The sequence below is a fragment of the Microbacterium sp. DT81.1 genome (assembly GCF_049844955.1).
Classification (GTDB): Bacteria; Actinomycetota; Actinomycetes; order Actinomycetales; family Microbacteriaceae; genus Microbacterium.
The window spans coordinates 253,165-271,064 of the sequence record NZ_JBNCMA010000006.1; the positions used below are offsets into that span (position 1 = coordinate 253,165).

Below are 17,900 nucleotides of genomic sequence, written 5' to 3' on the forward strand. Positions count from 1 at the left end.
CTACCTCGCCGCTTCGGCCTCCGCCTCGGCGGCATGCCAATCGGCCGTCGCGGTCGAGGTGTTCGGCCGCTGAATGAACAGCACGGCCACCAGGCCGACGAGCAGCGCGGATGCCGGAAGCAGGATCGCCTGCGCCATCGCGGTCGAGAACCCCTCGACCACGAACGCCGGCAGCTGTCCCCCCGTCCCGAAGTCCCCGCCCGAGGATCCCGCACCAGGCAGGTTCGCCTCGAGGCGGCTCTGCATGAACGCCGCGATCGCCGCCGAGCCGATCACCGAGCCGACCGTGCGCGTCGTGTTGTAGATGCCCGCACCCGCACCGGCCTGGTGCATCGGAAGGTTGCGCGTCGCGGTCGTGGCGAGCGGACCCCACATGCCCGCGTTGCCGATGCCCATCATCGCGGAGGGCAGAAGGAACATCCAGATCGGTGCGTCGGTGGCCATCAGGCTCGAGTACCAGAAGAGCGAACCCGCGACGAACAGCAGACCAGGCACCAGCAGGAACCGCGGATCGGTGCGGTCGAGCAGCTTCCCCGCGAAGGGCGCGAGCACTCCTGAGAGCAGGGCCATGGGGATCAGCAGCAGAGCCGACTGGGTCGGCGTCAGCCCCCGCGCGAGCTGGATGTAGAACATGAGCGGCAGCGACATGCTGGTGACCGTGAAGCCGACGGCGGCGATCGCGATGTTGGCCACCCCGAAGTTGCGGTCCTTGAAGAGCGGGAGCGGGACGAGCGGCTCGTTCTTGGTGCGCGCCTGCGTCCAGATGAAGATGCCCATCACGATGACCCCGGCGATGATCACTCCCCAGACCGTGATCGGTCCCCAGATCACTCCCCAGTCGTAGTGCTCGCCCTCCTGCAGACCGAAGACGATGAGGAACAGGCCGATCGCGCTGAGGAAGACGCCCACGATGTCGAACCGATGCGGGCTGGTGGGAAGGTCGGGCACCAGCATCCATGCCAGAACGAAGGCGATCACGCCGACCGGGATGTTGATGAAGAAGATCCACGCCCATCCGAAGCCGTCGACCAGCAGGCCACCTGCGAGCGGGCCTACCAGCGTCGCGACGCCGGCGGTGGCTCCCCAGAGGCCCATGGCCGCACCGCGGCGGTTCGGGGGGAAGGTGCGCGTGATGACCGCCATGGTCTGCGGGGTCATCAGGGCGGCGCCGAGGCCCTGCACCGCGCGGGCGGCGATCAGCATCTCGAGCGAGCCGGAGAGTCCGCACCACAGCGACGCGAGCGTGAAGACCGTCAGGCCGATCAGGTAGATCCGCTTGGGCCCGAAGCGGTCGCCGAGGCGACCCGTGATGAGCAGCGGCACGGCGTAGGCGAGCAGATACGCGCTCGTCACCCACACGACGTTGTCGAGATTGTTCGTCTCCGGGTCGAGGGCCGCCTTGATGGCCGGGTTCGCCACCGAGACGATCGTCGTGTCGACGAGGATCATGAAGAACCCGATGACGAGGGCCCAGAGAGCGGGCCACGGGCTGCGGGCGGAGGTGGCGGATGCCGCCGGTGCTGAATTCTGTTCGGTCACTTGGTGTGCTCCCAGGAGCTGTGGATGCCGACCGCTGAGGGGTCGGGATGGATGTCTGGCCAGGCCGCCGAATCGGCGGTGAGGTGTTCGAGGGCGGACGCCGTCCAGGAGGCGTCGGCGCGGGTGAGGTCGGCGCGGCGATCGACCTCGAGGTGGAATGCGAAGGGGATCCCCTTGGCATGGGCGCGGTCGAGCAGGGCGCGCAGCTCGCTCTCATCGGCGCGGAGCCGCGCCAGTCGGGCCCGCAGGATGTCGACGGCCTCATCGAAGGCGAGGTTGTGCGCCTCGGCGAGGGCGATCGCGAACTCCTGCGGCGTGGAGGGCGCCGCGAGATGCGTCCGAACCCAGCGGACGATCGCCTCGTGGCCCTCCTGGGTCAGTGCGTAGAGCGTTCGCTCCGGGCGGTTGCCGTCCCGCCCCGTGGAGTGGACTTCCGCGAGCCCGAGCTCCGCGAGCCTCGCGACCGTGTGATAGAACGAGCCCGGCTTGATCGTGAGCACGGCGTCCTTGCCGCGGAGTCGCAGCAGCTGAAGCATCTCGTACGGATGCATCGGCCGCTCCTCGAGGAGCGCCAGCGCGGTCACCGCGAGCGGCGTGAGGGATCGCGCTCTCTTCGACATGCTTCACGCCCTCTCGTTCTTCGGATGCTCGCCGGCCAGTCCCGCTGGATTAGTCCAGATGGAATATACCACGCGGGTGTCGGAGCCGGGCGGGATCCGTCACTGGACCCGCACCCCGCCACCGCCCTACCGTGAGGACATGACCGCCGATGAAAGGGCCCGCGGGCGCGAGGTCTTCGATCCGCTCGCCGAGTCGTTCCTCGCAGAGCCCGGCGTCGACATCGGCCGCATGTTCGGCACCGACGGCCTGCGGGTGCGGGGCAAGATCTTCGCGTTCGTCAACTCGGACGGGGGGCTCACCGTCAAGGTGCCCGAGGCGCGGGCGTCGGAGCTAGTGACCGACGGCGCAGCCGTCCGCATGGTCATGCGCGAACGGGAGATGCGGGAGTGGGTCAGCCTGTCTCCGGACGCCGGGGAAGAGCGATGGGCAGCGCTCATGGGCGAGGCGTTCGCCTACCTCGACTCCATCACGCCGTGAGGCGCCCGGACGCGCCGGGATAATGGTGGGGTGAGCTCCCCCCTGAATCTGTCCGGCTGGCGGCACGTCTACTCCGGCAAGGTCCGCGATCTCTACAGGCCGGTCGACCTTTCGACGGGCTCAGGAACCGGTGCCGCCGGCGGCACGCAGATTCCCGAGGACCGGATGCTCGTCGTGGCGAGCGATCGCGTCAGCGCGTTCGACCACGTGCTCTCGCCCGGCATCCGGGGCAAGGGCGAGCTGCTCACGACCCTGAGCCTGTGGTGGTTCGACCGTCTGGCCGGCGGGGACGGCGGTCGCCGCATCCCGAACCACCTCGTCGCCGACCACACCCTGGGCGCCGACGACGAGCCGCACAGCCTGATCCCGGACGAGGTATCGGGGCGGGCGATGGTGGTGCGCAGCCTCGACATGCTCCCGATCGAGTGCGTCGTGCGCGGCTACCTGACCGGCAGCGGGTGGGCCGAGTACCGCGAGAGCGGCACGGTCTGCGGCATCCCGCTGCCCGGCGGGCTCGAGGACGGCGATCGGCTTCCCGAGCCCCTCTACACCCCGGCGTTCAAAGCGCCGATGGGTGAGCACGACGAGAACATCTCGTATGAGCGCACCGTCGAGCTGGTCGGCGAAGATGCCGCCGCCGCCCTGCGCGATCGGTCCCTCGAGATCTACGCACGGGCGGCCACGACCGCCGAGGCGCACGGCCTGATCCTCGCCGACACGAAGTTCGAGTTCGGGACGGATGCCGACGGCACGCTGACCCTCGCCGACGAGGTGCTCACGAGCGACTCCTCCCGGTATTGGGATGCCGCCGCCTGGGCGGGAGGCGAGACACCCAAGGCCCGCATGGCGAGCTTCGACAAGCAGATCGTGCGCGATTGGCTGGTCGCCCACTGGGACAAGCACGGGACCCCGCCCGACCTGCCTGCGGAGATCATCGAGCGCACAGCGGACCGCTATCGCGAGCTGCTCGAGCGCCTGACCGGCGGGTCGCACTAGGCGACCGGAGGAATTCGCTCAGCATCCCCGACGTTACCTATGCATATGCATGAGAACTCCGACGCGCATGCTGAGCGTCTTGCCGACGCCACCGCCATGGGTGCGGTGACGCTGCTCGTCGCCGACCTCGACGGCATGACGCGCTTTTACCGCGACGTCGTGACGCTGCGGGTGCTCGATGAGGGACCGGACGCCGTAACCCTCGGCCGTGCAGGTCGCCCGCTCGTCATCCTCCGGCACGAGCCCTCGCTCCGGCACGCGCCCGCGGGGAGCGCCGGGCTCTTCCACACGGCGATCCTCTTCCAGACGCAACAGGCGCTGGCCGCGGCCCTGTACTCCGTCGCGCGGCACGCGCCGCAGACTTTCACCGGCAGCGCCGACCATCTCGTCAGCCAGGCGTTCTATTTCACCGACCCCGAGGGCAACGGCATCGAGCTGTACTGGGATCGCGAACGCACCGCCTGGTCGTGGACGCACGGGCAGGTCGAGATGGCGACCCTCTACCTCGACCCGAGCATCTTCCTCGGTGAGCACCTCGGCGAGGCGGCGGCGAACGGCTCGACGGCGGCGGATGCGGCATCCATCGGTCACGTGCACCTCTCGGTCGGCGACGTGAAGACGGCATACGAGTTCTACGTCGACCGGCTGGGATTCGACAAGACGCTGGACTACGGCGGGCAGGCGCTGTTCGTCAGCGCGGGCGGATACCACCACCACATGGCGATGAACGTCTGGAACTCCCGCGGCGCCGGTCCACGGATGCCGGCCCTCGGCCTCGGGCGGGTCGACCTGGTGCTTCCGGATGCCGATTCCCTGGGCGCACTCGGAGAGCGCCTCGCACACTACGGCACACCCATTCGCGACGACGGCCACACCCTCAGCTTCGACGACCCCTGGAACAACGCGCTGCACGCAACGGTCGCTTGAGACCCTCCGCAGCAGGATGAGGGAAGGTCGCCGCAGCAGGATGAGGGAAGGTCGCTGAGCCCGTCGAAGCGTCGATCGCGGCGGACGCGACCCTTCGACAAGCTCGGGGACCGGAGCTCGGGGACCGGAGTCAGGCGCTGTCGCGAACGACCAGTTCGGCGCCCATCATCGTGACCCGAGGCGGGTCGCCGCCGCCGAGCAGAGACAGCAGCACGTCCGTCATTCTGGCGCCCTGCGACAGCGTCGGCTGGCGCATCGTCGTGAGCCGCGGCGCCACGGTCGTCGCGACGGGGGAGTCATCGAAGCCGATGATCGCCACGTCGTCCGGCACGCGCAGTCCCTCGACGGCGAGGGCGCTCATGGCACCGCGAGCCATCAGGTCGCTCGCCACGAAGATCGCGTCGGGCACGCGGCCGGTGGCGAGGATGCGCCTCATCGCGGCCAGACCCCCTTCGGCGGTGAAGTCGCCGTCCTCGACGGGGCCCTCGGCTACGCCGACGGCCCGGAGCGCCTCCCGCCAGCCGCGGAGCCGGTCGATTCCCGGGGGCATGTCGAGGGGTCCGGTGATCGTCGCGATGCGCCGATGCCCCTTGCCGATGAGATACTCCGTTGCGTCCCGAGCGCCCTGCACGTTGTCGATGTCCACGTAGTAGTCCCCCGCGTGCTCTCGCAGGGGCCGTCCGCCGTAGACGACCGGCATGGCCGTCGCGATGCTGTCGATGAACGTGTCGCTCGTGTGGTGCGACACCACGATGGCCCCGTCGACGTTGCCGCCCAGCAGATAGCCGGTCATCTTGGCGCCCGGGTCATCCGACGCGATGAAGAGGGTGAAGATGTAGTCGGACTCCTCGAGCCGCGAGCTGACCCCGGCCACGATCGACGCGAAGTACGGATCGCTGAAGAAGCGTGTGGTGTCCTCGGCTACAACCAGCGCGATCGTGTAGGTCTGCCTGCCGGCCAGCGAGCGCGCGGCCCGGTTGGGGACGAAGCCGAGTTCGCGGATCGCCGCCTTCACGGCGGCAGCCGCGGACGGGCTCACGGCGGTCGAGCCGTTCACGACACGCGATACCGTGGAGCGCGACACACCGGCGGCGACGGCGACGTCCTCGATCGTCGCGGCGGCGTGGACCGCCTCGGTCTTCATCGTCACCCCCCGTGTGCGAGATCGAGCGCGCTCATATCGACATCACCGAAGGCAACGGCACATCGATGGAGCGTTGCGCGATGCTGCGACCATACTCCAGGCTGCCGTCCTTTCTCGCGCGCTGCTGGTCTCAGATGCGCCCGAACCTGCCCACGACCTCGGCGCGCGACGGGTCCTCGCTGGAGAACACGCCCCCGTTCGCGACATGGTCTGCCTCGATCTCTGTGAACACGATCCGCACGTCCTGAGCCCGGGCGCCCAGCAGGTCGACGGCGTTGCGCGTCACCTCTTGGGCGAAGGCGCGACGCTGGTCGAGGGTGCGGCCGGTCAGCAGTTCGACGGTGATGTTCGGCATCGGCTCTCCTCAGGGGACGGATCCACAGGTCAGTGGATCAGGGGCCCACTCTAGCCAGCGCCGATGCTCAGGCGCTGTCGCGGACGACCAGCTCCGTGTCCATGATCGTGACGTGCGGCGGGTTGCCGCCGCCGAGCAGGCTCAGCAGCACGTCGGTCATGACCGCTCCCTGCGACAGGGACGGCTGGCGCATCGTCGTGAGCCGCGGCGTCAGAGTGGTGGCGACAGGGGAATCGTCGAACCCGATGATCGCCACGTCGTCGGGCACATGCATCCCCTCGGCCGCGAGCGCCGCGATGGCACCGCGTGCCATCAGGTCGCTCGCCACGAAGATCGCATCCGGAAGCTCGCCCTGCTGCAGGATGCGGCGCATGGCTTCTGCGCCTCCGTCGGCGGTGAAGTTGCCGTCGACCGCCTGCCCCTCTTCGAGCCCCGCCGCGGCGAGCGCGTCGCGCCACCCCTGGTGACGGTCGATGCCCGCCGGCATGTCGTGCGGACCGGTGATGGTCGCGATGCGGCGGTGGCCCTTGCGGATGAGGTAGTCGGTCGCGTCGCGGCCGCCCCTCACATTGTCGACATCGACGTAGTAGTCGCCTGGCCGCTCGTGCACGGGGCGGCCGCCGTAGACCACCGGCACGGCCGCTGCGATGCGCTCGATGAACGTGTCGCTCGTGTGGTGGGAGACGACCACCGCACCGTCGGCGTTCCCCCCGAGCAGGTAGCTCGTCGTCTTGTCGCCCGGGTCGTCCGAGGCGATGAACAGGCTGAGGATGTAGTCGGACCGGCTGAGGCGCGAGCTGATGCCGGTGACGATCGACGCGAAGAACGGGTCGCCGAAGAACCGCGTGGTGTCCTCGGGCACCACCAGCGCGATCGTGTGCGTCTGCCTGCTTGCGAGCGAGCGCGCGGCGCGGTTCGGCACGTAATTCAGCGCGCCGATCGCGGCCTTCACCGCCGCCACCGCAGAGGGGCTGACGGCCGTGGAGCCGTTGACGACGCGGGAGACCGTCGAACGCGACACACCGGCGGCGGCGGCGACCTCTTCGATCGTCGCCGGCCCATGTCGTGCCTCGGTTTTCATACGGTCCCCCCGCGCGTCAGACGTTCGCGGGAGACGGCGACGATACAGCGCTCTGGATGTCGATCGCCCGCTCCGCGATGATGCGACGATACTCCAGGCCGCTGTCCTTGAGGGTGCGCTCCTGCGTCGCGTAGTCGACGCGCACGATGCCGAACCGCTTCTCGTAGCCCCACGCCCACTCGAAATTGTCGAGGAGCGACCAGTAGAAGTAGCCGCGCACGTCGACGCCCTGTTCGATGGCGTCGAGGATGGCTGCCACGTGCACCCGCACGAACTCGGTGCGCTCGCGATCGTGCACGCGGAGCTCGCCGCCCTCCCGGACGAGCTCGTCGTCGTAGGCCGCGCCGTTCTCGGTGACGAAGAGCTTCACCCCGGCAGGGCCCGAGTACTCTTCCTGCACGCGCAGGAGCAGTTGGGTGAGGCCCGCGGGCTGCACCTCCCAGCCCATGCTGGTGCGTGCGAGTCCTCGCTCGTGCGGGTGGATGTCAGCCACGATCGGGTACGGCGACGCACCCGGCCGGTCAGTGGGCGCGTCCCCGCGCACCGGCGGGTTCTGCGGCGCGTGCCCGCTGACGAAGTCGCCGTGGTAGTAGTTCACGCCGAGGCTGTCGATGGGCGTCGAGATGGTGTCGAGGTCGCCAGGACGGATGGCGGCGCGGAGCGCGTCATCCGCCACCTCGTCGTAGATGTCGGCGGGATAGGCGCCCCGGAAGATCGGGTCGAGGAACCAGCGGTTGAACTGACCGTCGATCAGGCGCGCGGCGTTCACATCCGCCGGGTCGGCCGGGTCCGCCGGCTCGGCCACCGTGAGGTTCAGCGTGATGCCGAGGTCGAGCGACGCGTCGCGCTTGCGCAGCTCGCTCACCGTCATCCCGTGCCCGAGCAGCAGGTGATGCGATGCCCGGAGCCCGTCGCTGACGCTGTACCGTCCCGGCGCATGCAGCCCGGCGGTGTAGCTCAGGAACGACGAGCACCACGGCTCATTGAGCGTCGTCCAGACGTTGACGCGATCGCCGAGCGCGTCGTGCATCGTGAGCGCGTACTCCGTGAACAGCTCGGCCGACTCGCGCACGGCCCAGCCGCCTCGCTCCTCGAGCGCCTGCGGCATGTCCCAGTGATACAGCGTGAGCCACGGCATGATGTCGGCGTCGAGCAGCTCGTCGACCAGGCGCTTGTAGAAGTCCACACCCTTCGGGTTGACGGCTCCGGCGTCGGGACGCACGCGCGACCAGGAAGTCGAGAAGCGGTACGTCTGCAGTCCCATGCTCTTCATCAGGGCGACATCGTCGCGGTACCGGTGGTAGTGGTCGCAGGCCACATCGCCGTTGTCGGCGTTGATGACCGCACCGGGAACCCGGGAGAAGGCGTCCCAGATCGATGCGGTGCGGCCGTCCTCGAACGCGGCGCCTTCGATCTGGTACGCCGCCGTGGCGGCTCCGAACAGGAAGTTCTCGGGGAATGGGCGGGTGGGGGTCTCGGGCATGCGCGCGAGGTCCTCTCTCGTCAGGATCGTCATGCGTCAGCCCTTCACCGCGCCGGCCATGATGCCGCTCACGAGCTGCTTGCCGGCGAAGGCGAACAGGATGAGGAGCGGGATCGTTGCGAGCAGCACTCCGGCGAGCACGATGGAGTAGTCGATGAAGTAGTTGCCCTGCAGCAGCGACAGAGCCACCGGAAGCGTGGGGCTCTGACGGTCGAGCACGATGAAGGGCCAGAAGAACTGGTTCCACGCCCCGACGAAGGTGAACAGGAACAGCATGGCCGCTGCCGGGCGGGCGGCGACCACGCCGACCGTCCAGAACGTGCGGAGCATCGAGGCGCCGTCGACGCGTGCGGCCTCGATGAGCTCGTCCGGGACGGTCTGGCTGAGGTACTGCGTCATCCAGAACACTCCGAACGCGCTGGTGAGGGCGGGCACGATGATGGCACCGATCTGACCCGTCCAGCCGAGGTCGGAGAACAGGATGTAGAGGGGCACGACGCCGAGCTGCATGGGCACGGCCATGGTCGCCACCACGAACGCGAGCAGCCACTTGCCGCCCTTGAAGTGCAGCTTCGCGAAGGCCCATCCGGCGAGTGTGGAGAAGACGACGACGGATGCTGCGATGAGCGTCGAGCTGAAGATGGAGTTCCACAGGGCGACCCAGAAGTTGACCGCCGAATCGTTGACGACCGACAGGGCGTTGGCGATGAAGTTGCCGCCGGGGATCCAGGACATGTTCGGATCGTTGATCGTCGAGGCGGTGCCCGAGCCGATCAGGAACGACCAGTAGTAGGGGAAGATGGCGGATACCGCGACGACGCCGAGGCCGATGTAGACCCAGGTGCCCGCGCGGATGCCGCGGATCCTGGTCGTGCGCTCCGCGCGACGGCGACGACCGTCGTTCGGCAGGTTCTCTTCGATGATCGCGAGAGGGGGCGTGCTGACGGCACTCATGACTGGACTCCCTTCCGACGGCGGCGGTTGCGGACGACGCCGCGGCCGCCGTCATCACGCACCATGCGCCGAGTGATGAGCAGATTGATCAAGCCGATGACCAGGATGATGATGAACAGGATCCACGCGAGCGCGGCTGCTCGGCCGAAGTTGAACTGGCCCCAGCCGATGTTGTAGAGGTACAGCGTGATCGTGAGCCACTGCTGGGCGGCCCCCCCTTCACCGGTGTTGTCGAACATGCGGGGCTCGTCGAAGATCTGCAGGCCGCCGATCGTCGCGGTGATGACCACGAAGATCAAGGTGGGGCGCAGCGAGGGGAGCGTGATGCTCACGAACTGGCGGAAGGCGTTCGCGCCATCCACCGTCGCCGCCTCGTAGTACTCGCGCGGCACGGCCTGCATCGCGGCGAGGAGGATGAGGGCGTTGTACCCCGTCCAGCGGAAGTTGACCATCGTCGCGATCGCGATGTGGCTCCAGAACGGGTCCGTGTGCCAGGGGATGGGGGACAACCCGATGTCGGTCAGGACGTTGTTCACGAGACCGTGGTTGTCGCCGAACATGTTGCTGAAGATGAGGGAGACGGCGACCGGGGCCATCACGTACGGCAGGAGAACGCTCATGCGCCAGAACGTCTTGGCGCGGATGTTGCGATCGAGCATCGCGGCGATGAAGACCGCGAGCACCAGCTGCGGGATGGTCGAGAGCAGGAAGATGCTGAAGGTGTTGCGCAGGGCGGTCCAGAACTTGGGGTCGTTCAGGATCCAGATGTACTGCTCGAAGCCGACGAACGTGCCCGAATTGCGCACGAGGTCCCATTCCTGGAACGAGATGACGGCGGTGAACACGATCGGGAAGAGCCCGATGATCGCGAAGAGGACAAAGAAGGGGGCGATGTAGACGTAGGGGGAGTACTTGAAGTCCCACCTGCTCAGCTTGTTTCCGAACGACAGGCCGCTCTTCGGCTGCTTGTCCGGAAGGGTGCGCGGCTTCGGTGTCGTCCTCGCGCGGGTTTCGGTCGCGGTCACGTGAGTCTCCGTATCGTCGGGTCTCTGGGGCGAAAGCATCGGGGATGGGCGGGTGAGAACGATGCGGGCCGCGCCGCGTGGCGCGGCCCGCAAGGTTCGGATCGCTAGAAGGCCTCGACCTCGGCGACGTAGGTGTCCCACGAGGTCTGCTGGTCCTCGGTGCCGTCGAACACCCGGTTCACCGCGTTCTGGAGAGCGTCGTGGTACTTGTAGTAGTTCGCGCTCTTGTACGGCAGAACCGTCACGGCCTCGGCGCGGTCGGCACCGATGGCACCGGTGGGCGCGTCCTGGAAGTACGGGTTGGTGTAGTCCGTGAGCTTCGGGTTCTCGTACGCGTCGACCTGGCTCGGGAAGGTTCCGACGTTCAGGAAGGCCTCGACCTGCGTCTCCGGAGCGGAGAGCCAGTCAGCGAGCTCCTGCGCAGCGGCCACGTTCTTTCCGTTGGCCGGGACGGTCAGGTACGACCCACCCCAGTTGCCACCGCCGTTGGGGAAGACGTTGGCGATGTTCCAGCCCTCCACCTCGGGGGCGGTGCCGGAGATGATCCCCTGCATCCACGCGGGGCAGAGGAGCGTGGCGAACTCGCCGTTGGCCATGGAAGCGTTCCAGTCGTCGCCCCACTGCTTCGAGTACTTCGAGTTCGGCACGGCGCGTTCGATGACGGTGTTGTACGCCTCCTCGATCTCCGGGTTGGTCGTCGCGATGACCTTGCCGTCGGGCTCGTCGTAGGTGTACTCCATCTGGTTGACGATGCCCTGCAGCACGGAGTTCGCCGCGTCGATCATCGCCTTGCCGGTTGCGGCCTTGTACTGGTCGGCGACGTCGAAGTAGTTGTTCCAGTCGCCGGTGAACAGCGCCTCCACGTCTGCGGGGGCGCTCGGCAGACCGGCGGCCTCGAACAGATCCGCGCGGTAGCAGATCGCCTGAGGACCGATGTCGGTGCCGTAGCCGATCAGGTTGCCGTCGGGGTCGGTCGCCGCGGCCTCCTTCCAGTCCAGCCAGCGGCCCTTCAGCTCGTCGGGCACGGGAGCCAGCAGGTCGGAGTACTGCATAGCCTCGGCGAGCCAGTCGACCTCGACGGCCTCGATGTCGGCGAGGCCCTCCTTGCCGAGCTTCTGGAAGAAGTTCTTGCGGGCGTCGCTGGATTCGGCCGCCTTGTTGTGGACGATGGTCACGTTCGGGTGCTCGTCCATGTACTTCTGGAGGAACTCTTCGGTGTAGCCGAAGTTGTTGAACGTCGCGATCGTGAGGGTGATCTCCTCGTCGGGATCGGCGGATGCCTGGCCCCCGCCGCCGCTTCCGCCGGCGCAGCCGGCGAGGACGAGGGCGGTGGTGGATGCGGCGGCCAGAACGATGCCGGCCCTCCGCAGTGCGGGTGAATTCACTGTCACTCCTTTGTGGTGTCAGGGTGTTTTTTGCGCAGTGGTGCATGTGGCGGTGCTGCCGATGACGACGGACTGCCCGGCGCGATCCACTCCCCGAACTTCTTCCGTGGGAGCGCTCTCACGACCTTGTGGGGACTCTATGGGACCGCTCCCACGAAAGTCAAGGGAGCGCTCCCATCCGCATCGTCACGGTTATGTCACAGCGGTTGACCTGCTGCCGGAGCGAGGGAGATGACCGGGGCGCCGCGGCGCCCGGAGTGCGGCGGATAGACTGGGAGGAACGCCCGCCCGCGACATCCGGAGCCCTCCATGCCCACCATCGTCGTCGACGTCATGCCCAAGGCCGAACTGCTCGACCCCCAGGGGAAAGCCGTCTCCGGCGCGCTGACCCGGCTCGGAGTCGACACCTTCTCGGGGGTGCGCATCGGCAAGCGCTTCGAACTCACCGTCGAGGGGGAGGTCGGAGAAGAAGTGCTCGCGCAAGCACGCCGGATCGCCGATGACATCTTGTCGAACTCCGTGATCGAGGACGTGGTGAACATCGAGGTGGTCGAGTGAGCGCGCGCATCGGCGTCATCACCTTTCCCGGGTCGCTCGATGACCGCGACGCGCGGCGCGCGATCCGCGTCGCCGGGGCCGAGCCGGTCGCGCTGTGGCACGGCTCGCACGACCTCGAGGGCGTCGACGCGCTCGTGCTGCCCGGTGGCTTCAGCTACGGCGACTACCTGCGGGCGGGTGCGATCGCCGCGCACGCGCCGATCATGAGCGAGGTGTCGGATGCCGCGGCGAAGGGCATGCCGATCCTCGGGATCTGCAACGGCTTCCAGATGCTCGTCGAGGCGCACCTGCTGCCGGGCGGTCTCATCCGCAACGCGCACCAGCAGTTCATCCGACGTGACCAGCGCCTGCGCGTCGAGAACTCCTCGACCGCGTGGACATCGGACTTCGCGGACGGCCAGGAGATCGTCATCCCGTTGAAGAACGCCGATGGCGGGTATATCGCCGCGGAGTCGGAGCTCGACCGCCTCGAGGGCGAGGGGCTCGTCGCCTTCCGCTACCTCGGAGTCAACCCGAACGGATCGCTGCGCGACATCGCCGGCCTCTCCAACGAACGGGGCAACGTCGTGGGGCTCATGCCCCACCCTGAGCACGCCGTGGAGGAGGGCTTCGGCCCGAACACCCGCGAGGCGATGCGCTCGGGAACCGACGGCATCGGTTTCTTCACGTCGGCCGTCGCCGCGGTCGTCGGCGCCGCGGCCTGACCCGCAGAACCGCCGGGTGCGGCGCTAGACCGTTCCGGCCGGCGGCCAGACGCCGATGATCACCGCCATGAGAAGCACCGTGACGAGCTCGTGGGCGATGTTGAGGACCGTCAGCGATGACGGGCGGCCCTCGAACGCGTCGTGGGTGATGAAGCGGGCCGCAGTGAATCCCGCCCACAGCGCCACCGCCGTGGCGATGGCGGTCCACAGGTATCCGCCGCCGTAGAAGTGCCATGCGATCGCCGTCGCGCCGGCGAGCACCCACGCCGTCACGAAGCTGACGAACACGGTGACCACGATGGGCAGCACGGCGGATGCGCCCGGCCGATCCATGTCGACGTTCGCGAGCTTCGCCCAGCGAGTTCCGAACACTTTCGGCGTGTACCAGATCGTGCCGACGACCATGCTCGATGCGGTCGCGATCAGCACCGCCCAGTAGTTGATCTCGGGAACCATGACAGCCTCCTTCGGATGAGCCTGCCGGCTCGCGCCGAGGTTATCGCCGTCCGCCGGCCTCGCGTGCGAAGCGCGCCGGAAGCGGGGCCGTGTGACCGCGTGCTGGCAACAACGGGCAGAGCCCCGCACGAGGTGGGTAGCGTGGAACCGTGACCACCGACATCCGAAACGTGACCGCATCCGTGCCGAGCCAGGAGCTCGCCGACGACGTCGCCCGTGCCATCGGTCGCCCGGAGGGGGTCGAGCTGATCGTCTGGGAGATGGACGGGCCCGCGCCGAGGGCGACGATCGACATCGTCGTGCCGCCGTACATGAGTCAGGGACGCGGGCTCGCGCTGCTCGCCGACGTCGAGACGCGGCTCGTGCAGGGTCAGTCCATCGGCTATGAGGGCATCGACGAGAAGCTGCCGCCGGGCACGACGTTCGCCAACGCGTCGTCGGTGCACGAGACGTCCACGGCGGAGCTGGCCGTGGGGCTCGCGATCGCCGCGCAGCGGCACTTCGCCGACTTCGTGCGCGCCCAGGATGCCGGTCGCTGGGCGCCGGTCTTCGCCAACAGTCTCGCCGACCGGCGGGTGCTGCTGCTGGGCTACGGCGGCATCGGCAAGGCGATCGCGGCCCGGCTCGCCCCGTTCGAGGTGGACATCACGGCGGTTGCACGCCGCGCCCGCACCGAGGACGGCATCCCCGTGCACGGCATCGACGAGCTGCACGACCTGCTGCCCCACGCCGAGATCGTGATGCTCTCGCTGCCCGGCGGCGATGACACCCGGCACGTTCTCGATGCCGAGGCGCTGCGTGCGCTTCCCGATGGCGCCCTGCTGGTCAACGTCGGCCGCGGCCCGCTGATCGACACCGACGCCTTCGTCGCCGAAGGCGGACGCATCCGGGCCGCCCTCGATGTCACCGACCCCGAGCCGCTCCCCGAGGACCACCCGCTCTGGAGCATGCCCGGGGTGCTGATCGCGCCCCACGTCGGTGGGGCGACGAGCGCGATGCGGCCGCGCATGGCCCGGCTGATCGCGCGTCAGATCCTCCGGATGCAGCGCGGCGAGGAACCGCTGAACGTGGTGTTCGGGGGCTGAGTCAGCCCGGTTCGCGGACGTCGATGTCGGCGCCCGACCACAGATCGCCGCACTCGACGGCCACCGCACCGTGGGTCTCGAGGTAGCCTGCGGCTCCCCGATCGCCGCTCAGATCGCCGGCCAGTGCGCTCCAGTGGGCGCTGCCCACCAGCACCGGGTGCCCGGGGTGGCCTCGGTACACCGCACGGGCGAGCGCGTCCGGGGCGGATGCCGCGGCGAGGCCCACCTCCAGGACCCGCCGAGCTGCTTCTGCCGGGGCGTCAGGGGTGTCGACCGGCGTGATCAGCACGGCATCGAAGCCGGATGCCGCGGCGAGGGCGGCCCGAAGGGTGGCCGAGACGCCATCGGCCCACTCCTCGACCACGACGACACGGGCGCCCACCGGCACCAGCATCCGGGCGGCATCCGCGTCCGCTCCCACCGCGACGAGCACGTCGGCGCATCCTCCCGCGACCAGCATCCGCACGGCCCTCGTCACCCAAAGATCACCCGCGGCCGTGCGTGCGAGCGCCTTCGGGCCGCCGTAGCGGGTGCCTGCCCCGGCCGCCAGCACGAGGCCGCAGATGCGGGCATCCATGGTCACGACAGCGTAGCCCCGCGGTAACACACGGCGGGTAGCGTGGGTTCATGCTCGAGCTGGCCGCCGACCTGGTGCCGCGCCTCCGCGCGGGGGAGCGGCTGGCCGTCGTCACGGTGACCGCCGTGGCGCGCAGCGCTCCTCGAGGGACCGGCGCCTCGATGGCGGTGACCGGCGCCGGCGACGTGATCGGCTCGATCTCCGGCGGGTGCGTCGAGACGGATGCCGTGGCCCTGGCACACGAGGCGCGCCTCTCCGGAGCCGGACGCACCGCCCGGTTCGGCTTCTCCGATGCCACCGCCCACGCCGCCGGATTGGCGTGCGGCGGCGAGATCGAGGTCGTCGCCTATCCCCTGGACTCCGGCGATGCGATCGCCATGGCCGCACTCGACGGTGCGCTGAACGATGAGCAGGTCACGGTGTCGCTCGTCGTGCGCGGGCCTGATGCGGGAACATTCCGGGCGGCGTCGGATGCCGACCCCCGCGACGACGCGCTGCTGACGCTCTCGCACGCCCCGCGACCTCGCCTGCTCGTGCTGGGAGCGGGCGACTACGCCGCCGCCCTCTGCCGGACGGCCTCCACCGCCGGCTACGCCGTGACGGTCTGCGACGCGTGGGAGCTGCTCGTCACGCGCGCGCGATTTCCGGATGCAGCGGACCTGGTCGCAGCGATCCCTGCGGACTACCTCGTGGCGGAGGCCGCTGCCGGGAGGCTCGACTCCCGCTCGGTCGTGTGCGTGCTGACGCACGACGAGCGACTCGACGTGCCGGCGCTGGAGGTGGCGCTCCGGCTCCCCGTCGCCTTCGTCGGGGCTCTGGGAGCCCGCCGCACCGTCGCCCGCCGCGCCGATCTGCTGCTCCGACGGGGCCTCAACCACCTCGAACTCGAGCGCCTGCACTCCCCGCTCGGGCTGGACCTCGGGGCGACCACTCCGGAGGAGACCGCGATCTCCATCCTGGCCGAGGTGGTCGCCGCCCGCCGCGGCGGGCCGGGAACGCCGCTGCGCGACAGCCCGACGCCGATCCACCGGAACGAGCGCCGCGGCAACCACCCGGACAAGCTCCGCGACGAGCAGCGGAGCGAGCGCCGCGGCGCGGCATCCGGAACCGCCGCCGGGTCGGCATGCGGCATCGCGGAGCCCGCTCGATGAGCGCCCAGGACGCTGACGGCTCCCGCCGCACCGTGATCGAGGGTGCGCACATCGCGACCGTCGACGCGGCGGGCACCGAGCATCTCGCGGGCCACATCGTGTTCGAGCGGGGGCTGATCGCGGCGGTCGGCGCCGGGCCCGCACCGGCCGAGTGGCGCGAGGACGCGGACGTTCTCGACGCCTCCGGGTGCCTGGTCACGCCGGGGCTCATCAACACGCATCACCACCTCTACCAATGGCTGACCCGGGGATATGCCCAGGACGACATACTCTTCGACTGGCTGACGTCGCTCTACCCGCTGTGGTCGAGGATCGACGCCCGTCTGACGGGGGTCGGCGCCGCAGGCGCGATGGCGGTGCTCGCCCGCTCGGGGTGCACGACCGTGGGCGATCACCACTACATCTTTCCGCGGGGGTCGGGCGACATCGTGGGTGCGATCGTCGAAGCGGCCGGCCGGATCGGCGTGCGGCTGCATGCGACCCGCGGGTCGATGGATCTCGGCGCGTCGGATGGTGGCCTGCCCCCGGACTTCGCGGTGGAGACGACCGACGCCGCGCTGGCGGCATCCGCCCAGGCGGTCGAGCGCTACCACGACCCGTCGTTCGCCTCGATGGTGCGCGTGGCGATCGCGCCGTGCTCGCCGTTCTCGGTGACGGCCGATCTGCTGCGCGAATCGGCGGTGCTCGCGCGCTCGCTGAACGTGCGGCTGCACACGCACGCCTCCGAGACGGTCGAGGAGGACGCCTACTGCCTCGAACGCCTCGGGATGTCTCCGACGGACTATCTCGATTCGCTCGGCTGGCTCGGGTCAGACGTGTGGATGGCGCACGGTGTGCACCTGGACGAATCGGCGATCGCGAGATATGCCGAAACCGGAACGGGTGTGGCGCACTGCCCCTCCTCGAACGCCCGGCTGGCCGCCGGCATCGCCCCGGTGCGCGATCTCCTGGCCGCCGGGGTGCCCGTCGGCCTCGGCGTGGACGGGGCGGCGTCGAACGAGTCCGGCCAGCTCGGCACGGAGATCCGCGAGGCCGTGCTGATGAATCGGCTGCGCACCGGCGCCGACTCGATGAGCGTGCGGGCCGCGCTGCGCATCGCGACGGTGGGCGGCGCACGCGTGCTCGGCCGGGAGGCGGAACTCGGGTCGCTGGACATCGGGAAGCTGGCGGATGTCGCCGTGTGGCGCATCGACGGCGTCGAGCACGCCGGAATCCTCGATCCGGTAGCCGCGCTCGGTCTTGGCGCACTGCCCCCGATCTCGCGGCTCTTCGTCGGCGGCCGCACGGTGGTCGAGGACGGTCGGCTCACCACCGCCGAAGAGGCGGTGCTCGCCGAAGAGGTCGCCGCCGCGTCGCGCGAGCTCGCCGGGCGGCGCTGATCC

General features: G+C 69.3%; 19 protein-coding genes. 8 read left to right on the forward strand and 11 right to left on the reverse strand.

Annotation, left to right across the window (positions count from 1 at the left end; genetic code table 11):
• Together ACLQ2Q_RS17015 and ACLQ2Q_RS17020 are read right to left on the reverse strand one after the other, a co-directional pair.
• Positions 1 to 1,539, reverse strand: coding sequence for a DHA2 family efflux MFS transporter permease subunit (locus tag ACLQ2Q_RS17015; protein ID WP_425822037.1), 1,539 nt, complete (start codon positions 1,537 to 1,539; stop codon positions 1 to 3).
• Positions 1,536 to 2,159 (reverse strand): PadR family transcriptional regulator, encoded by a 624-nt coding sequence (locus ACLQ2Q_RS17020; protein WP_425822039.1) that lies wholly within the window; start codon positions 2,157 to 2,159, stop codon positions 1,536 to 1,538. The genes ACLQ2Q_RS17015 and ACLQ2Q_RS17020 overlap by 4 nt, the downstream gene beginning before the upstream one ends.
• Before the next feature lie 139 nt (positions 2,160 to 2,298).
• On the opposite strand from ACLQ2Q_RS17020, the gene ACLQ2Q_RS17025 reads away from it, so the two are divergent.
• Genes ACLQ2Q_RS17025 through ACLQ2Q_RS17035 form a run of 3 tightly spaced genes read left to right on the forward strand, consistent with a single transcriptional unit; the run spans position 2,299 to position 4,560 of the window.
• On the forward strand, positions 2,299 to 2,637 hold the full coding sequence (locus ACLQ2Q_RS17025) for a TfoX/Sxy family protein (RefSeq protein WP_425822041.1): 339 nt from the start codon (positions 2,299 to 2,301) through the stop codon (positions 2,635 to 2,637).
• Between the two features lie 30 nt (positions 2,638 to 2,667).
• Complete coding sequence (locus ACLQ2Q_RS17030; protein WP_425822043.1) at positions 2,668 to 3,633, forward strand: phosphoribosylaminoimidazolesuccinocarboxamide synthase; 966 nt, start codon at positions 2,668 to 2,670, stop codon at positions 3,631 to 3,633.
• 45 nt (positions 3,634 to 3,678) lie between these two features.
• Positions 3,679 to 4,560, forward strand: a complete 882-nt coding sequence (locus tag ACLQ2Q_RS17035) for a VOC family protein (RefSeq protein WP_425822045.1) — start codon at positions 3,679 to 3,681, stop codon at positions 4,558 to 4,560.
• Between the two features lie 130 nt (positions 4,561 to 4,690).
• On the opposite strand, the gene ACLQ2Q_RS17040 is transcribed toward ACLQ2Q_RS17035, so the two are convergent.
• The 7 genes from ACLQ2Q_RS17040 to ACLQ2Q_RS17070 all read right to left on the reverse strand — a co-directional run bounded on the left by ACLQ2Q_RS17040 (position 4,691) and on the right by ACLQ2Q_RS17070 (position 11,987).
• On the reverse strand, positions 4,691 to 5,704 hold the full coding sequence (locus ACLQ2Q_RS17040; RefSeq protein ID WP_425822328.1) for a LacI family DNA-binding transcriptional regulator: 1,014 nt from the start codon (positions 5,702 to 5,704) through the stop codon (positions 4,691 to 4,693).
• 130 nt (positions 5,705 to 5,834) lie between these two features.
• Entirely contained in the window at positions 5,835 to 6,059 is a 225-nt protein-coding gene (locus ACLQ2Q_RS17045) for a tautomerase family protein (RefSeq protein ID WP_425822047.1), read from the reverse strand.
• A gap of 67 nt (positions 6,060 to 6,126) precedes the next feature.
• Positions 6,127 to 7,140 (reverse strand): LacI family DNA-binding transcriptional regulator, encoded by a 1,014-nt coding sequence (locus ACLQ2Q_RS17050; protein ID WP_425822049.1) that lies wholly within the window; start codon positions 7,138 to 7,140, stop codon positions 6,127 to 6,129.
• Between the two features lie 16 nt (positions 7,141 to 7,156).
• Entirely contained in the window at positions 7,157 to 8,656 is a 1,500-nt protein-coding gene (locus tag ACLQ2Q_RS17055; protein WP_425822051.1) for a GH1 family beta-glucosidase, read from the reverse strand.
• A 3-nt stretch (positions 8,657 to 8,659) separates the two neighbouring features.
• Complete coding sequence (locus ACLQ2Q_RS17060; protein WP_425822053.1) at positions 8,660 to 9,577, reverse strand: carbohydrate ABC transporter permease; 918 nt, start codon at positions 9,575 to 9,577, stop codon at positions 8,660 to 8,662.
• Complete coding sequence (locus tag ACLQ2Q_RS17065) at positions 9,574 to 10,602, reverse strand: carbohydrate ABC transporter permease (RefSeq protein ID WP_425822055.1); 1,029 nt, start codon at positions 10,600 to 10,602, stop codon at positions 9,574 to 9,576. The genes ACLQ2Q_RS17060 and ACLQ2Q_RS17065 overlap by 4 nt, the downstream gene beginning before the upstream one ends.
• A gap of 104 nt (positions 10,603 to 10,706) precedes the next feature.
• Positions 10,707 to 11,987: an extracellular solute-binding protein gene (locus tag ACLQ2Q_RS17070; RefSeq protein ID WP_425822057.1), complete on the reverse strand. Its 1,281-nt coding sequence runs from the start codon at positions 11,985 to 11,987 to the stop codon at positions 10,707 to 10,709.
• A gap of 309 nt (positions 11,988 to 12,296) precedes the next feature.
• Between ACLQ2Q_RS17070 and purS the strand changes: the two genes are divergently transcribed.
• Positions 12,297 to 12,545, forward strand: a complete 249-nt coding sequence (gene purS / locus ACLQ2Q_RS17075; protein WP_425822059.1) for a phosphoribosylformylglycinamidine synthase subunit PurS — start codon at positions 12,297 to 12,299, stop codon at positions 12,543 to 12,545.
• Positions 12,542 to 13,249, forward strand: a complete 708-nt coding sequence (gene purQ, locus ACLQ2Q_RS17080; protein WP_425822061.1) for a phosphoribosylformylglycinamidine synthase subunit PurQ — start codon at positions 12,542 to 12,544, stop codon at positions 13,247 to 13,249. Before purS ends, purQ begins: the two co-directional genes overlap by 4 nt.
• A 24-nt stretch (positions 13,250 to 13,273) precedes the next feature.
• On the opposite strand, the gene ACLQ2Q_RS17085 is transcribed toward purQ, so the two are convergent.
• Positions 13,274 to 13,705: a DUF1761 domain-containing protein gene (locus tag ACLQ2Q_RS17085; protein ID WP_425822063.1), complete on the reverse strand. Its 432-nt coding sequence runs from the start codon at positions 13,703 to 13,705 to the stop codon at positions 13,274 to 13,276.
• 149 nt (positions 13,706 to 13,854) lie between these two features.
• Between ACLQ2Q_RS17085 and ACLQ2Q_RS17090 the strand changes: the two genes are divergently transcribed.
• Positions 13,855 to 14,790 (forward strand): 2-hydroxyacid dehydrogenase, encoded by a 936-nt coding sequence (locus tag ACLQ2Q_RS17090; RefSeq protein ID WP_425822064.1) that lies wholly within the window; start codon positions 13,855 to 13,857, stop codon positions 14,788 to 14,790.
• A gap of 1 nt (position 14,791) precedes the next feature.
• Here ACLQ2Q_RS17090 and ACLQ2Q_RS17095 read toward each other — a convergent pair whose 3' ends face one another.
• Complete coding sequence (locus tag ACLQ2Q_RS17095) at positions 14,792 to 15,367, reverse strand: nucleotidyltransferase family protein (RefSeq protein ID WP_425822065.1); 576 nt, start codon at positions 15,365 to 15,367, stop codon at positions 14,792 to 14,794.
• A gap of 50 nt (positions 15,368 to 15,417) precedes the next feature.
• Between ACLQ2Q_RS17095 and ACLQ2Q_RS17100 the strand changes: the two genes are divergently transcribed.
• Both ACLQ2Q_RS17100 and ACLQ2Q_RS17105 read left to right on the forward strand, forming a co-directional pair.
• Entirely contained in the window at positions 15,418 to 16,518 is a 1,101-nt protein-coding gene (locus ACLQ2Q_RS17100) for an XdhC family protein (RefSeq protein ID WP_425822067.1), read from the forward strand.
• The gene (locus ACLQ2Q_RS17105; RefSeq protein WP_425822069.1) at positions 16,515 to 17,897 is read left to right on the forward strand and encodes an 8-oxoguanine deaminase; all 1,383 of its coding nucleotides are present in this window, start codon (positions 16,515 to 16,517) and stop codon (positions 17,895 to 17,897) included. The genes ACLQ2Q_RS17100 and ACLQ2Q_RS17105 overlap by 4 nt, the downstream gene beginning before the upstream one ends.
• Positions 17,898 to 17,900: the final 3 nt, after the last annotated feature.

Coding starts and splice junctions, on each gene's coding strand:
- ACLQ2Q_RS17025 (WP_425822041.1), top strand. CDS start 2,299: ATGACCGCCGATGAAAGGGCCCGCGGGCGCGAGGTCTTCGATCCGCTC.
- ACLQ2Q_RS17020 (WP_425822039.1), bottom strand. CDS start 2,159: ATGTCGAAGAGAGCGCGATCCCTCACGCCGCTCGCGGTGACCGCGCTG.
- ACLQ2Q_RS17100 (WP_425822067.1), top strand. CDS start 15,418: ATGCTCGAGCTGGCCGCCGACCTGGTGCCGCGCCTCCGCGCGGGGGAG.
- purS (WP_425822059.1), top strand. CDS start 12,297: ATGCCCACCATCGTCGTCGACGTCATGCCCAAGGCCGAACTGCTCGAC.
- ACLQ2Q_RS17060 (WP_425822053.1), bottom strand. CDS start 9,577: ATGAGTGCCGTCAGCACGCCCCCTCTCGCGATCATCGAAGAGAACCTG.
- ACLQ2Q_RS17055 (WP_425822051.1), bottom strand. CDS start 8,656: ATGACGATCCTGACGAGAGAGGACCTCGCGCGCATGCCCGAGACCCCC.
- ACLQ2Q_RS17035 (WP_425822045.1), top strand. CDS start 3,679: ATGCATGAGAACTCCGACGCGCATGCTGAGCGTCTTGCCGACGCCACC.
- ACLQ2Q_RS17040 (WP_425822328.1), bottom strand. CDS start 5,704: ATGAAGACCGAGGCGGTCCACGCCGCCGCGACGATCGAGGACGTCGCC.
- ACLQ2Q_RS17085 (WP_425822063.1), bottom strand. CDS start 13,705: ATGGTTCCCGAGATCAACTACTGGGCGGTGCTGATCGCGACCGCATCG.
- ACLQ2Q_RS17050 (WP_425822049.1), bottom strand. CDS start 7,140: ATGAAAACCGAGGCACGACATGGGCCGGCGACGATCGAAGAGGTCGCC.
- ACLQ2Q_RS17095 (WP_425822065.1), bottom strand. CDS start 15,367: ATGGATGCCCGCATCTGCGGCCTCGTGCTGGCGGCCGGGGCAGGCACC.
- ACLQ2Q_RS17045 (WP_425822047.1), bottom strand. CDS start 6,059: ATGCCGAACATCACCGTCGAACTGCTGACCGGCCGCACCCTCGACCAG.
- ACLQ2Q_RS17105 (WP_425822069.1), top strand. CDS start 16,515: ATGAGCGCCCAGGACGCTGACGGCTCCCGCCGCACCGTGATCGAGGGT.